We start from the raw sequence: 13,727 nt of genomic DNA on the forward strand, positions 1-13,727 counted from the left end.
CCGTCCCCCTCACGTCGTCTCCGCGTTTTTCCCGAGTTGTCCCGTGCACCCGAAAAAACCGAAGATCGCTTACTGCGCGTTAGTCAATCAGGAAATTACCTCCGCCAATATAACCCGATCGAGTGGCGATCACGACAGTCCAAGTAACGTCGTGAAATTGGCTGATCAGCGGCCTCACCCCGCGCCCGTCGCCCGATCTTCGGCGGCTTACTCTCACGCGTGCTTTCCGTCAGTACCGCCATTGTCGTCATCGCCGTCCCGGGACTGGTGATCGGTCTCGCCGTCGGTTTGCGCGGCTGGGTCCTGGCCGGGCCGGCGCCCTTGCTGAGCTACGCGATCGGCGGGCTGACCGGACCCTGGACCGCGGCGCTGGGATTGCCCTTCAACCCGTTGACCTACGCGCTTTCCACCGTCGTTTTCGCCGCGGTCGCGTTCGGGGTCCGGAAGCTGGCGGTGCACCGCCGGCCGCCGGAGCCCGAGCCCGGCCTGTGGGCGCGCAGCGGGCACTTCGCGGTCGTGGCGTGCCTGCTCGTCGCGGCCGCCACCGGCCTGTCCGCCGCATTGCTCGGGATGGGCACGCTGGGCGCGCTGCCGCAGGGGTTCGACGCGGTCTACCACGGCAACGCGGTCCGCTACATCGCCGACACCGGCGACGGCGGTCTGTTCGGCACCGGCCACGTGAACTGGTACGGCGACGCGGCGCCGGTGTTCTACCCGAACGCCTACCACCTGCTGGCGTCGGTGACCCACCGGCTGAGCGGGGCGTCGATCCCGGAGACGCTGGACGCGAACACCGTGCTGCTGCCGGGCCTGCTCGCACTGTCGCTGGTGACGCTGGTGCGGCAGTTCCGCGGCCGCGCGGTGCTGGCCGGCGCGGTGGCGCTGACGGCGGTGGCGCCGGTGATGGGCGTCTACGAGTCGATGGACCGCGGCCCGCTGCTGCCGTTCGCGCTGGGGGTGGCGCTGACGCCGCTGGGCGCGGTGGCGCTGCACCGGTACCTGGAGCGGGCCGCGCTCGACACGGGGTTCGTGCTGGTGCTGGCCGCGGTGGGCCTGCTGTGCGTCCACTCGTCGACGTTGTTCGGCGGGATCCTGTTCGCCGGGCCGCTGCTGGTGCAGCGCTGGCTCACGGGGTGGCGCCGGATCGGCCGCGACCTGCTCGCGCTGCTGCCGATCGCGCTGGTGTCGCTGGTGGTGGCGTGGCTGCAGCTGTCCGGCGCGCTGGGCCTGGCGAGGGGCGCGGTGCCGTACTACGGCTGGCCGAGCGAGTACCGCGCGTCGACGGCGCTGGGGGCGCTACTGGGGTTCCAGCACTTCGAGCCGCACCCGCAGGTGTGGCTGTCGGTGGCGCTGTTCCTGGGGATCGTGTTCTTCGCGCGGGCGGGCGCGCTGCGCTGGATCGGCCTGACGGCGGCGGTGACGGGCCTGGCGTACATCGCGGTGGCGTCGTCGAACGCCCCGATCGTGATGGCCCTGTCCCGGCCCTGGTGGGACGACCCCTACCGCTTCTTCTCGATGGCGGCGATCCCCTTGTCCGTGCTGGCCGCGCACGGTCTGGCGTCGACGCAGGCGTGGCTGCGCGACCGGCTGCCCGCCCGGATCCCCGCGGCCGCGGTCGCGGTGGTGGTGCTGCTCGGGTTCGCGGGGCTGTCGAACGGGCTGTACGTCCGCTCCAACGGCGCCCGCGTGTACACCGGTTACCAGGCGGCGGACCCGGCGAAGCTACGCACGACGCCCGGCGAGGTGGCCGCGATGGAGAAGCTCGGCGAACTGGCCGCGCCTGGTGAATGGGCGATGAACGACCGCTTCGACGGAACGGCGTGGACTTATGCGTTGTCGGGTATTCGCACGGTCGCCGGGCATTTCGACGAAACTTTGCCACCGGCGGACGCGCGGTTGCTCGCGGACCGCTTTCGCGATTACGAGAGCGACCCCGGCGTGCGGGCGGCGGTCCGGCGGTTGAACATCCATTGGGTGATTCTCGGCAAACCCTCGACCGAGCCCGGAAAGCCTTATCAGGCCGGGCTGATCGGATTGGCGGGCGAGCCGTTCCTGAAGGAGGCTTTCCACAACCCGGACGCGGTGATCTACCGGCTGGTGGGGTGATGCGGGCCGAGTTGTCCACATGTGCGTAAGCCCTGTGGACAACCTGTGGGCAACCCCGGCCAGGCCGGCAGAGGCGGCGGGGAGGTCAGGCGGGGTGAGCCACGCGCGGGGCCGAGGGCCAGACGGGGTAGTGCGGGGTCGCGGCCGGGAGTGGAGGCCCTGGTCAGGCGGTGGCCGTCGCCGGGCGGGTCGAGCGGGCCGCTACCGCGGCGATGCCCGCCGTCAGGAGGTCGGCCACCGTGAACATCACCCGGGAGGCCACCGCGAACGCCGTGGCCTGGCCGACCGTCAGGCCGCTTGCCGTCAGGACCGCTACCTGGGCCACCTCGCGGACGCCCACTCCGCTGGGGAGGATGAACGCGAACGTGCCCACCGTCATCGCCACGGCCATCGCGCCCACGCAAAGCACGAAGCCGCTGAAGCCCGGGGTGCCCACCGAGTTGGCCAGGAGCCACAGGTGGATGCCCTGGAGGCACCAGGCGGCCGTCGAGGCGCCGAAGACCTTGCCGACCACCTTCCAGCCCAGGGGGTGGGCCAACGGGGGACGGCGGAGGATCCGGAGCACCAGCGACGTGCCCCACGTGAGGATCTTCGGGTGCAGCATCGCCAGGCCGACCGGGATCAGCACGAACAGCCACAGCGCGCGCGGGCTGTTGCTGAACACCGCCGGCGCCGCCAGGAGCGACACCACCAGCGCCGACACCACGCCCACGCCCAGCTGGATCAGCGAGCCCGTGAAGATCCGGGCGCGCGCCAGGCCGGCCTTGCGGCCCAGCTCCATCTGCAGCAAGTAGGCCCAGACCGAGCCCGGGACGTACTTGCCCAGCGAGCCGACCAGGCAGATCTGCGCTCCCCTGGCGTAGCCGATCGGCTTGCCCAGGTCGTCGACCATCGCCTGCCAGCCCCAGGTCGACACCATGATCGCCGCGACCAGGGCGAGCAGGCTCAGCAGCGACGACTGCCAGGCGACGTCGTGCAGGGTGTGCCAGAACTCGCCCCAGTTCGAGGCGAGCTGCTTGGCCGCGAAGCCGATGACCAGCAGGATCGCGACCCATCTGACGACGTCGAGGACCTTCGCCTTGGCGGACTTCGGCGGCTTGCCGGCGGCCGGCAGGTCCTCAACGGTCGTCATCGACGCAACTCCTCAGGCCTGGACCGTGACCAGGCGGCTGAACTCGGAGAGCAGATCGTAACCGTCCCAGACCGCCGAGAACGTCAGGGCGCTGCCGAACGGCACGATCCGGTCGACTCCGCGGCCGGCCAGCTCGTGCGCGAACGCCGTGAGCTCCTCGGCGCTGAAGCCGAATTGGCTGACCGTCTGGTCCTTGCGGAGGACGATCGGCACCAGGTCGGACAAAGTGGACACCCGCGCGTTCGCGAAGGTGCCCGCGCCGAGCCACTCGCGCGGCAGCACCGCCGGGTCGGCCAGCTCGAGGGTCGCCAGGCCGTTGCCCTGGAACGCGATCTCCTTGACCACGCCGTCGACCGCCGCGCCGTACGCCGAGACGCGCTTCTGGACGGCCATCGCGGGCTCGGTGACGTGCTGCTTCGTCTCCAGCACCGCGGCCAGCAGCGTCCGGAACTCGCTCCCCGCGGCCCGGGCGCCGGCCTCGTCGCCGACCCAGAACACCGCGCGCGGTGACGAGCAGGCGGCCTGGTCGAACCAGTACGAGTCGTTGTAGAAGCCCTCGGCGGCCGCGCGGCGCTCCGCTTCGGACGCCCGCTGCCAGCCCGCCACCGACGCGACGGCGAACGACGAGCGGTCCGGGAACGTCAGGTCACGCGCGTGCGGCGCGAGCGGGTACTTGCGCAGGGCCGCGACCGAACCGTCGCCGCCCCAGATGACGCGCAGGTCGGCGGCCAGCGACAGGGCGCCGCTCACCTCGTCGCTGCGGTCGTAGGTCACCATCCGCTGGGTCGCCCGGACCACGTCCGCCACCGACGGGTCCACTTCGGACAACGCCGCGTTCAGCGCGTCCAGCACCGCCTCCGCGGCCCCCGCCGAGCGGGACGAGACCCGCACGACGTTGTGGTTGCCCGCCAGCGCCGAGAGCGCCCACGAGTAGACGAAGATCGTGTCGACGTTGGCCGGCGGCACGTGGAACACCAGGCCGCGCGGGAACCGCAGCGCGTGGCCCGAAGTGTCCAGTGTGGACAGCGCCTTCGCGATTTCGCCCTTGCGCAGGAAGAAGCCGAGCGACGCCAGCTCCGGGAACCGGCGCGCGGTGGCCGGGGCCAGCAGCTTGCGGGCGAACTTCGTGACGAACTCGACGATCCGCGGGTCACCGACGCGCAGCCGGCCGCCGGGCGGCGACGCGCGCAGCTCGTCGACCAGGTCGGTCGCGGAAACGGAAGGAGCAGCGGGAAAACGCTGGGTCAGGGTGGTCACGCCGCCGCTCCCGAGAAGGTGTCCGAACAGCCGCGGGCCTCGGCCTTGGGCAGCCGGCCCAGCACGGAGAAGTGCTTGCCGGGCCAGTCGCCGTCGTCGATCCCGTTGTAGACGCCGAGGTCCTCGGTCAGCAGCACGTGCCCCGGGTAGGACCGCGGCAGCGTCGAGACGACCTCGATCACGCCCGGCTCCCCGACCGGCTGCTCTTCCCACGTCTCCGGGTTCCGGATCACGACGTCGGCGAAGTCCGGGCAGTACAGCGAGTTGCCGGACGGGCCTTCGAGGAACACGGTGCCGATCTGCTCGATCATCCCGTAGTAGTTGTGGATCCGCGTCAGCCCGGTGTCTTCCTTGAACCGGCGCCGGAACTCGGTGTTGTCGACCGCGCGGTCGATCAGCTTCTTCCAGCCACCGGAGTGGATGAGGATGCCGTTCGACAGGTCCAGGCCGTGGTCGCGGGCGACCTCGTAGAGGAACTGCCACACCATGAACGTGAAGCCGAAGATCAGGAAGGGCTTGTCGCCGTACTCGGCCAGGAACTTCTTGACCGCCTCGACGTCCGGCTGGTCGTTCTCGTCGAGCACGTACGTGTGCTTGCGGCCGAAGTTCGCCATGCCCAGCACGCCCGCGCCGCGCGCGGAGAACGAGCGGCGGTTCTTGATGATGCCGATGGTGTCGACCATCAGCATCGGCAGCCGCTCGCCGCCGAGGACCTCCTGCAGGGTCGCGCCGAGCTGCTTGGTCTGCGCACCCGCCGCCTCCTTGTCCAGGTAGATCCGCGACGCGCCGGCGCCCGTCGTGCCCGACGACGTCAGCGTCTTGAAGACCTCGCTGTCCGGCACGGACTTGAGGTCGTGCGTCTTGAACATCCGCACCGGCAGCCACGGCAGGTCCGCGATCGACGCGAAAGCAGTGTCCGGCGCGATTCCCAGCGACGACAGGATCCGTTCGTAGCCCTCGGAATTCGCCCGGTGGTGGGACGTCAACGCGGCCAACTCGGGCAGCAGCAAGGCTTCCCGATCGGCCTGCGACCGAGTGAAAACGCTCATACCCGCCCCTCCAAGTTCCGGTAGTCGATCTTGCCGCTGGCGAGCAGCGGCACGGTTTCGATCGGGCGGACGTCGAACCCGCTCGTGTGCAGGTGCAGCCGCTCGGACAGCGCTCGTGACGCGTCCTTGCAGATGTCCTTGTCGACGCCCTCGGCGAACAGCACCACCTTGTCGCCGGCGGGCACCGCCGCCACCACGTCGATCCCCACCGCCGCCGTGCGCACGGCTTGCTCGAGGTCGTCGAGGCTGACGCGGTTGCCGAACACCTTGCCGATGCGCTTGAGCCGGCCGGTGATGAACAGGTACCCCTCTTCGTCGAGGTACCCGAGGTCACCGGTGGCGAGCACACCGCCGAATTCGTCGCCCTTGGCCAGGCCGGACTCGTCGTCCGCGTAACCCAGCATCACATTGGGCCCACGGTAGACGACCTCACCGACAATTTTCGGGTGCGTGGTCTCCGACCCGTCGTCCCGGCGGACCGCGAACTTCCCGCCCGGCAGCGCCGGCCCGGCGGAACCGAGCTTTTCGGCCAGCCGTTCCGCGGGCACGGTCGTCATCCGCGGCGAGGCCTCGGTCTGGCCGTACATGACGTACATCCGGCCGCCGACGGCGAGCATCTTCTCGTTGAACTCGGTGATCAGCTCGTCGCGCAGCTTCCCGCCGGCCTGCGTCAGCGTGCGCAGCGTCGGGTACTTCGCGGGGTCGAACTTGAGCCGCCGCAGCATTTCGTAGTGGTACGGGACACCCGAAAGCGACGTGACGCCGTAGGTGTTCACCGCGTCCCAGAACCCGCGGCCGAGCACGCCGGAAGGCTCGATGACGGTCGTCGCGTCGCGCACCAGGTGCGAGTTCAGCACCGAGAGTCCGTAGCTGTAGTGCAGCGGCAGGCAGGTGGGCGCGATCTCGTCGGAGTCGATGTGCAGCACCTGCGCGATGGCGTCGGCGTTGGCCAGGATCGCCTGCCGCGAGAGCCGCACGAGCTTCGGGTTGCCGGTGGACCCGCTGGTCGGCAGCAGGACAGCGAGATCGGGGTGCGGCCGGACACCGTCGGCGGAGTCGCGGACCCAGTCGTCGCCGCGCACCGAGTACCCGTCGGGCGCGTCGCCCGAAGCCGACAGCACCGCCGCCGGCCGGAAGCGCGAGACCAGCCCGGCCAGCACGTCGACGTCCAGCGCCGGGTCGATCAGCGCGATCGCCCGGCCGGATTCGAACGCGCCGAGGTAGGTCAGCACGCTGGGCAGGTCGATCGACATCCGCGCGAAGACGACGCCGGCCGGCAGCGCGGCCAGCTCGTCCATCCGCCGGCCGACCTCGGCCGACAGTTCCGCGCCCGCCAGCGTGCGGCCCCCGGCCACATCGACCAGCCGGGCTCCCGCACCCAACAGCGTCACAACACCAAGCCTCCGTCGACGCCCAGCACCTGACCGGTGATGAAGGACGCTTCATCACTCACCAGGAACCGGATCGCGTTCGCCACTTCTTCCGCGCGGCCGAGGCGCCCGAGCGGCGTCTTGCCGGCGTTTTCCGCCTTCGCGTCCTCGCTGAGGCCCGCGGTCAGGTCGGTTTCGATCACGCCCGGCGCGACCGCGTTGACGCGGATGCCGGACCGGCCGAGCTCCTTCGCCGCCGACTTCGCGATGTTCGCCACCGCCGCCTTCGACGCCGCGTACACCGTCTGGCCGGCGCTCCCCTGCTCGCCGACGATCGACGCGAGCACCACGATCGACCCGGTCTTCTTCCGCATCATCGCCCGGGCCGCGGCCTGGACGGTGTGCAGCGTGCCGGCGACGTTCGTGCTCAGCGTCGCGTCGACCAGCTCCTCGCGGATCATGCCGAGGAGCGCGTCTTCCATGATCCCGGCGTTCGCGACGACGACGTCGAGCTTGCCGTGCTCCTTCGCGACGCCCCTGACCAGCGACGACACCGCTTTGGCGTCGGTGACGTCGAGGGCGAGCCCGGAGGCCGCGCCCACCGAAGCGGCCGCCTCCTTGGCACGGGCCTCGTCGCGGCCGGTCAGGACCACCGTCGCGCCCGCCTCGGCGAGCGCGCGGGCGGTGGCCAGGCCGATCCCCCGCGTGCCGCCGGTGACGAGCGCGACGCGACCGGAAAGATCAGTCATTCTTCGACTGGAGCTCGGTGACCATGTCCACGGCGACCTTGAAGCTCGACATGTCGATGACCTGGTCGGTGTCGAACTCGACGTCGAACTCGTCCTCGATGGCCGCGACCAGCGCCATGTGACCGACCGAGTCCCACGCCTCGATGTCGCGGTACTTCAGGTTCTCGACGTCCACGGTGCCTTCGAGGTCGAGCGCCTCGACGAAGACCTCGCGCAGCTTGGGGGCGACATCCGGCATGTTCGTGACTCCTAGTGCTCTTCGCGCGGGCGGGCGTCCCACGCCTTTACCAAGGTAGAGAGGTCTTCGGGCAGCGTGACGTCCGGGAGACCTTCCTTGCCCTTCAGCCACGGCCCGAGCGCCTCGACGGTCGCCTCGTCGAGGCCGCGGCGGGACAGGCCCACCACGTTGACGCCGGTGACGCGGGCCGGGTTGCCGACGGCGATGGTGAACGCGCCGATCTCGCGGCGCACCGCGGAACCCATGCCGATCATCGCGCCGGGGCCGATCACGACCTTCTGGTGCAGGACCGCGCCCATGCCGAGGTTGGCGCCGTCCCAGATGTGGCAGTGGCCACCCGTGACGGCGTTTGATGCGATCGTCACGGCGTCGCCGACCAGGCAGTCGTGCGCGATGTGGGAGTTGCGGAGGTAGTAGCCGTCGCTGCCGAGGGTCGTCGTCCGCCAGGTCCCTTGGTGGACACTCACGTATTCGCGGATCCGGTTGCGGCTGCCGACGACGACACCGTGTCCGTCGTGATCCGGATCACCGGTCGGCGCTTCGTCCCAGGCGGCGGGGTGGGGACGGCTGCGGTCCTCGCCGGGCGTGCCGATCGTCACGTGCGGGCCGATCCAGTTGCCGTCGCCGACCCGGAGGGGACCGACGAGCACCGCGAACGGCCCGATCACGTTGTCCTCGCCGAGTTCGACACCTTCGCCGATGACGGCGGTCGGGTGGATGCGGTTGGCCACGGGTGGTCGTCCGTTCGTCGGCGGCTGGGTACTGGGCGTGCTACCGCGCCCGGTAACGTGTGGCCCGCGTTGCTGCAGGGCGGCCGGGCGCAGAACCGGCGGCTCACTGTACCGGACGCGCCGAAATCGCCTGCCGAGAGAGACTGCCCATGATCCCCATCACTGTGGTCGACGTCCGCGACGCGGAGGACCTCGTCGTCGAGGTGCTGCGCTCCGGCGCCATCGCACAGGGACCGATGGTCAAGCGCTTCGAAGACGCCTTCGCGGCCGTCTCCGGGACCAAGCACGCGATCGCGGTCAACAACGGGACCACCGCGCTGGTCGCCGCCATCCAGGTCCTCGACCTGAAGCCGGGCGACGAGGTCATCACCTCGCCGTTCACCTTCGTCGCGACGCTGAACGCGATCCTGGAAGCCGGCGCGACCGTGCGGTTCGCCGACATCCGGCGCGACGACTTCGCGATCGACCCCGACGCCGTCGCGGCCGCCGTCACCGACCGCACCAAGGTGCTCATGCCGGTGCACCTCTACGGCCAGACCGCGGACATGGGCAAGCTCGCCCCGCTGGCCGCCGAGCACGGCCTCCAGGTGATCGAGGACTCGGCGCAGGCCGTCGGGGCGTCGTTCGAGGGCAAGCAGGCCGGCTCGTTCGGCATCGGCTGCTTCTCGCTGTACGCGACGAAGAACATCACCACCGCCGAGGGCGGCGTCATCACGACGGACGACGACACGCTGGCCGACAAGCTGCGTGTGCTGCGCAACCAGGGCATGCGCGCCCGCTACCAGTACGAGGTCGCCGGGCACAACTACCGGATGACCGACCTGCACGCCGCCGTCGGCATCCCGCAGCTGGCGAAGCTCGACCAGCTGACCGCCGCCCGCCAGGCCAACGCGAAGCGGCTCTCGGAGGGCCTCGCGGGCACGCCGGGCCTCGACGTCCCGAAGGTGCTGCCGGGCCGCGAGCACGTGTGGCACCAGTACACCGTGCTGGTCGGGCCGCACGCGTTCCTCTCGCGCGACGAGCTGGCCGCGGCGCTCACCGAGCGCGGCATCGGCAACGGCATCTACTACCCCAAGATCGTCTTCGACTACGACTGCTACGCGGGTCACGACCTGATCCCGGGCGCGCGCGTCGAAGACTTCCCGGTCGCGAAGGCCGTTTCGGAGCAGGCCCTTTCGCTGCCGGTGCACCCGCACCTGACCGAGTCCGACCTGGACACCATCATCGAAACCGTTCGCGAGGTACTGGGCGCATGACGCATCGGATCGCTCTTGTCGGTACCGGGAACATGGGTTCCCTCCACGCTCGCGTGCTCGCCGGGAACGAGCGCGTCGACCTGGTCCGCGTGATCGATCCGCGCGAGGAAGCGGGCAAGGCCGTCGCCGACCGCTACGAAACCCGGTGGACGCCGGAGATCGGCTCGCTGTCCGATGTGGACGCCGTCGTGCTGGCTTCGGCCACCGAGGCGCACCACGACCTGGCGCAGGAGATCCTCGGCCAGGGCAAGCCGCTGCTGGTGGAAAAGCCGGTCTGCAACAGCTTCGAGAAGTCCCAGGAGATCGTCGGGCTGTCGGCGAAGAAGGACGTCCCGCTGATGTGCGGGCTCCTGGAGCGCTACAACCCGGCGGTGATGACCGCGCGGGCGCTGGTGCAGGAGCCGGTGCACCTGATGGCGCGCCGCCACGGCCCGTACGCGCCGCGCATCAAGACCGGCGTCGCGTGGGACCTCCTGGTGCACGACGTCGACCTGGCGATCCAGTTCTTCGGCGGCGCGACGCCTTCGCGCGTGACGTCCGGCGCGGGGTACTTCCACCCGTCGTCGGTCGACGGCGCCGAGGACACCATCGAGACGGTGCTGTCGTTCCCGACCGGCCTGGCCACGGTGTCGGCTTCGCGGCTGGGCCAGAAGAAGGTCCGCTCGCTGGTGGTCTCGGAGCTGGACCGGCTGATCGAGATCGACCTGCTGCGCCGCGACGTCACGATCTACCGGCACATCTCGCACGACTCGGTCACCCCGGACGGCCTCGGCTACCGGCAGCAGACGGTGATCGAGATCCCGGAGCTGGTCACCGCCCGCGAGCCGCTGGCGACGCAGCTGGACCGGTTCTGCGATCTGCTGGAGGGCAAGGTCGACGCGGATACCGAGCGCGACTTGATCCTGCCTTCGCACCACGTGGTGGAGCAGGTGCTCACGCAGGCCGCCGCCTAGCTCACCGGGGACGGAACCCGGCCTCGGATCGGCCGCCTGGCGGTGACGCGGGCGCACCCCGGACCGGCCGCGGCGGCACCCGGCCGCCGCGCCGACGGCGAAGTGCAGCCGCCGGGCGGTCGCCGCGATCAGCAGGAAGACGCCACCGCCCCTGCTAGCTCACCGGGGACGGGAACGCGGCTGGGCTCCGGCTGCCGTCGGGGCCCACCGCGCGGACGCCGAAGAAGACGTTGTCCTTGGACAGGTCGATCTTCGCCGTGCGGGCCGGGCCGACGTCGAGTGCGTGGGTCCAGTCCGGGGCCGTCGTCTCGCGCCAGAGGACCTCGTAGCCCGTCGCGCCCGGGGTGGCGTCCCAGAGCAGTTCCGAGTCGTTCGTCAGCGCCGCCGTGCGGATCTTCACGCCCTTCGGCGTGCCCGGGGCCGTCGCCAGGGACCACAACGCCGCGCCGTTGACCCGCGCGACCCGGGCGATGAACGGGAAGTCGCAGAACTCCGGCAGGTCGCCGTACTGGACGCCGTTCTCCACGCGGACGTCCTGGTGCTGGTGCGCGAAGTCCTCGTTCGGCTCGGTGAAGCGCGCGGCCGGGTAGCCCTGCTCCAAGAAGCCGATGTGGTCGCCGCCGCGCAGGTAGCGGTCGCGGCGGTAGATCACCCGGACCGTCATGCCGGTCGCCTCGTTCTCCGCCACCGACTTCACGAACCGGGCCAGCTGCCGCGGCGGGGAGTCGTTCTCGCCGCCGATGCTGCGGCGCAGGTTCGCCTCGGCCGGCGTCTCCGCGGTCGGGACGCCCTCGGCGAACAGGCGGATCGTCGTCGGGTCGCGCGTGCCGTCGTCGGCGCGGCTCGACCCGACGATGTCGTCGGTGAACATCGCCTGGACGTCGGTGCCCGCCGACTTGAACTGCTGCGCCATGAACCGCGAGCCGTACAGGCCCTGTTCCTCGCCCGCGACGGCGGCGAAGACGATCGTCGCCGCCGGTTGCCGCGTCGAGAGCACCCGCGCCAGCTCCAGCGCGACCGCCACGCCCGACGCGTCGTCGTCCGCGCCCGGCGCGTCCCCGGTGAAGTCCATGACGTCGGTGCGGCGCGAGTCGTAGTGCCCCGAAACGACGTACACGCGGCCCGGATCGCTCGAGCCGTGCAGCGTCGCGACGACGTTGGTGATCGTCGTCGGCACCGGGATCCGGTCGGCGGGCGGCTGGACGTAGGACTGCAGCTCGACGGTCAGCCGGCCGCCGGACGCGGCCGCGATCTGCTGGAACTGCGCGAACAGCCAGTCGCGCGCGGCGCCGATGCCGCGGACCGGGTCGTCCTGCGCCGACAGCGTGTGCCGGGTGCCGAACGCGGCCAGCCGCCGGACGGTCGCTTCGATCCGCCGTTCGTCGACCTGGCGGAGCAGGGCGCGCAGCTGGGGACCGGGACGCTGCGGGCGGACCGGGACGCCGGGCCCGCGGTCTCCGGGTTCGGCGGCACCGGCCGGGGCCGCGGACGCCGCCAGGCCGAGTGCGGCCGTCGCGGTGAGGAACGCTCGTCGAGAGGTCACGGTCGGTTTCTTACGCCCGCACCGCCCCCGCGGGTACCGCCTACTTGGTGAGCCGCTTCCCGTCGGCGTCGTAGGCGATCAGCGGCGTCAGGACGGCGGAGTCCGGGACGGCGGCGGGATCGAACCAGAAGACGACCACGTCCGGGTCCCCGCTCCACCTCGCCAGGCTCGCTTCGACGGTCTTGCCGTGCACGGTGGTCGTGATCCGCGCCGCCTGGCCGGCGAAGTAGCCGAAGACGGGGATGACCTCGTCGCCGGAGAGCTCGCCGCCGTCGGTCGCGTGGAAGCCGAACGACCGGTCGGAGCCGCGGAACTCGTTCGTCATGAGCACCGGCTGCAACGTCTCGCCGGAGCGGAACCCGGCCACCAGGCCGAAGTGGATGTCCGGCAGCTGCGGCAGGTCGACCGCGCGCGCGAAGAAGACGATCTCGCCGCGGGCGGTCTTGATCCCGGTCCCGATGACGTCCCCGATCGGCGGCGCCTCGGCCGGTGCCGCGGTCGTCGGCGCGGTCGTCAGCGTGGACGGCACGGGGGACGGCGGCTGCGCGACCGGCGCGGGCGCGGGCTGCCGCAGCTGGATGGCCAAGACGAACACGAGCACGACGGCGGCCGCGGCGGCGATCCCGGCGGTGCCCGTGAGCACCCGGCGGCGACGGCGCAGGCGCGCACCGCCGGCCATGATCGCGGCGAGGTCGGGCTCGGCGAACGGCTCGTCGGGCGGCTGCCGGAGCGCGGCGCGGAAGTCGTCGAGGTCGTTCATCGCCCGCTCCCCCCGATCAGCGTGTCTTCGGTGCCCGCTTCGATCCGCAGCTTGGCCAGCGCCCGCGAATTCGTGCTCTTCACGGTACCCACCGAAACCCCGAGCTCACGGGCTACGTCGGCTTCCGGCAGGTCGAAGAAGTGCCGCAGCACGACGACGGCGCGTTCGCGGTCGGTGAGCGTCTTGAGCACGGCGGTGAGCCACGCGCGCTGGGTGACGGCCTTGTCGACGTCGAGGCGGTCCTGCCGCTCGGGCATCGCCTCGGTGGCGTACTCGCGGATCGGGCGCCGCCAGCCGTCGATGACGTGGTTCACCAGGACGGTGCGCGCGTAGCCGTAGGCGTCCTTGTGCCGCACGCGCGACCAGGCGGCGTAGGTGCGGGTGAACGCGGTCTGGGCGGCGTCCTCGGCCTGGTGGCGGTCACCGGTGAGCAGGAACGCGGCGTGGGTGAGCCGGGCCGAGGACGCGCGGACGAACTCCGCGAACTCGTCGTCGCCCCGAGCCATGCGTCACCCCCTGTTCCTCACCCAGCGACGGGCGGGCCGCGGAAAGGTTGCTCGTCGATCTTCCGAGCGTACGCGCG

At 71.1% G+C, this 13,727-nt stretch carries 13 protein-coding genes; 3 read left to right on the plus strand and 10 right to left on the minus strand.

Features of this window, described 5'->3' with window-relative positions; genetic code table 11:
• The first annotated feature begins 219 nt into the window (after positions 1-219).
• Positions 220-2,106 (plus strand): DUF6541 family protein, encoded by a 1,887-nt coding sequence (locus MUY14_RS35565; protein WP_247015872.1) that lies wholly within the window; start codon positions 220-222, stop codon positions 2,104-2,106.
• A gap of 163 nt (positions 2,107-2,269) precedes the next feature.
• On the opposite strand, the gene MUY14_RS35570 is transcribed toward MUY14_RS35565, so the two are convergent.
• Genes MUY14_RS35570 through MUY14_RS35600 form a run of 7 tightly spaced genes read right to left on the minus strand, consistent with a single transcriptional unit; the run spans position 2,270 to position 8,632 of the window.
• Entirely contained in the window at positions 2,270-3,238 is a 969-nt protein-coding gene (locus tag MUY14_RS35570; RefSeq protein ID WP_247015874.1) for a lysylphosphatidylglycerol synthase transmembrane domain-containing protein, read from the minus strand.
• A gap of 12 nt (positions 3,239-3,250) precedes the next feature.
• Entirely contained in the window at positions 3,251-4,495 is a 1,245-nt protein-coding gene (locus tag MUY14_RS35575) for an acyl-CoA reductase (RefSeq protein WP_247015876.1), read from the minus strand.
• Positions 4,492-5,544 (minus strand): acyl-protein synthetase, encoded by a 1,053-nt coding sequence (locus tag MUY14_RS35580; RefSeq protein ID WP_247015878.1) that lies wholly within the window; start codon positions 5,542-5,544, stop codon positions 4,492-4,494. The genes MUY14_RS35575 and MUY14_RS35580 overlap by 4 nt, the downstream gene beginning before the upstream one ends.
• Positions 5,541-6,935: an AMP-binding protein gene (locus MUY14_RS35585; RefSeq protein WP_247015880.1), complete on the minus strand. Its 1,395-nt coding sequence runs from the start codon at positions 6,933-6,935 to the stop codon at positions 5,541-5,543. The genes MUY14_RS35580 and MUY14_RS35585 overlap by 4 nt, the downstream gene beginning before the upstream one ends.
• On the minus strand, positions 6,932-7,663 hold the full coding sequence (locus MUY14_RS35590; protein WP_247015882.1) for an SDR family NAD(P)-dependent oxidoreductase: 732 nt from the start codon (positions 7,661-7,663) through the stop codon (positions 6,932-6,934). The genes MUY14_RS35585 and MUY14_RS35590 overlap by 4 nt, the downstream gene beginning before the upstream one ends.
• Complete coding sequence (locus MUY14_RS35595; RefSeq protein WP_247015884.1) at positions 7,656-7,901, minus strand: acyl carrier protein; 246 nt, start codon at positions 7,899-7,901, stop codon at positions 7,656-7,658. The genes MUY14_RS35590 and MUY14_RS35595 overlap by 8 nt, the downstream gene beginning before the upstream one ends.
• An 11-nt stretch (positions 7,902-7,912) precedes the next feature.
• Entirely contained in the window at positions 7,913-8,632 is a 720-nt protein-coding gene (locus MUY14_RS35600; RefSeq protein WP_247015886.1) for a UDP-N-acetylglucosamine acyltransferase, read from the minus strand.
• Between the two features lie 149 nt (positions 8,633-8,781).
• Here MUY14_RS35600 and MUY14_RS35605 point away from each other — a divergent pair, with 149 nt between their 5' ends.
• Complete coding sequence (locus MUY14_RS35605; RefSeq protein WP_247015888.1) at positions 8,782-9,888, plus strand: DegT/DnrJ/EryC1/StrS aminotransferase family protein; 1,107 nt, start codon at positions 8,782-8,784, stop codon at positions 9,886-9,888.
• On the plus strand, positions 9,885-10,841 hold the full coding sequence (locus MUY14_RS35610) for a Gfo/Idh/MocA family protein (protein ID WP_247015890.1): 957 nt from the start codon (positions 9,885-9,887) through the stop codon (positions 10,839-10,841). The genes MUY14_RS35605 and MUY14_RS35610 overlap by 4 nt, the downstream gene beginning before the upstream one ends.
• 154 nt (positions 10,842-10,995) lie before the next feature.
• Here MUY14_RS35610 and MUY14_RS35615 read toward each other — a convergent pair whose 3' ends face one another.
• The 3 genes from MUY14_RS35615 to MUY14_RS35625 are packed head-to-tail and all read right to left on the minus strand — an operon-like array spanning position 10,996 to position 13,650.
• Complete coding sequence (locus tag MUY14_RS35615; RefSeq protein WP_247015892.1) at positions 10,996-12,384, minus strand: M20/M25/M40 family metallo-hydrolase; 1,389 nt, start codon at positions 12,382-12,384, stop codon at positions 10,996-10,998.
• Between the two features lie 40 nt (positions 12,385-12,424).
• Positions 12,425-13,144, minus strand: a complete 720-nt coding sequence (locus tag MUY14_RS35620; RefSeq protein ID WP_247015893.1) for a hypothetical protein — start codon at positions 13,142-13,144, stop codon at positions 12,425-12,427.
• Complete coding sequence (locus MUY14_RS35625; RefSeq protein WP_247015895.1) at positions 13,141-13,650, minus strand: SigE family RNA polymerase sigma factor; 510 nt, start codon at positions 13,648-13,650, stop codon at positions 13,141-13,143. Before MUY14_RS35625 ends, MUY14_RS35620 begins: the two co-directional genes overlap by 4 nt.
• Positions 13,651-13,727 lie beyond the last annotated feature (77 nt).

It is taken from the genome of Amycolatopsis sp. FBCC-B4732 (genome assembly GCF_023008405.1).
GTDB classification, from domain to species: Bacteria; Actinomycetota; Actinomycetes; order Mycobacteriales; family Pseudonocardiaceae; genus Amycolatopsis; species Amycolatopsis pretoriensis_A.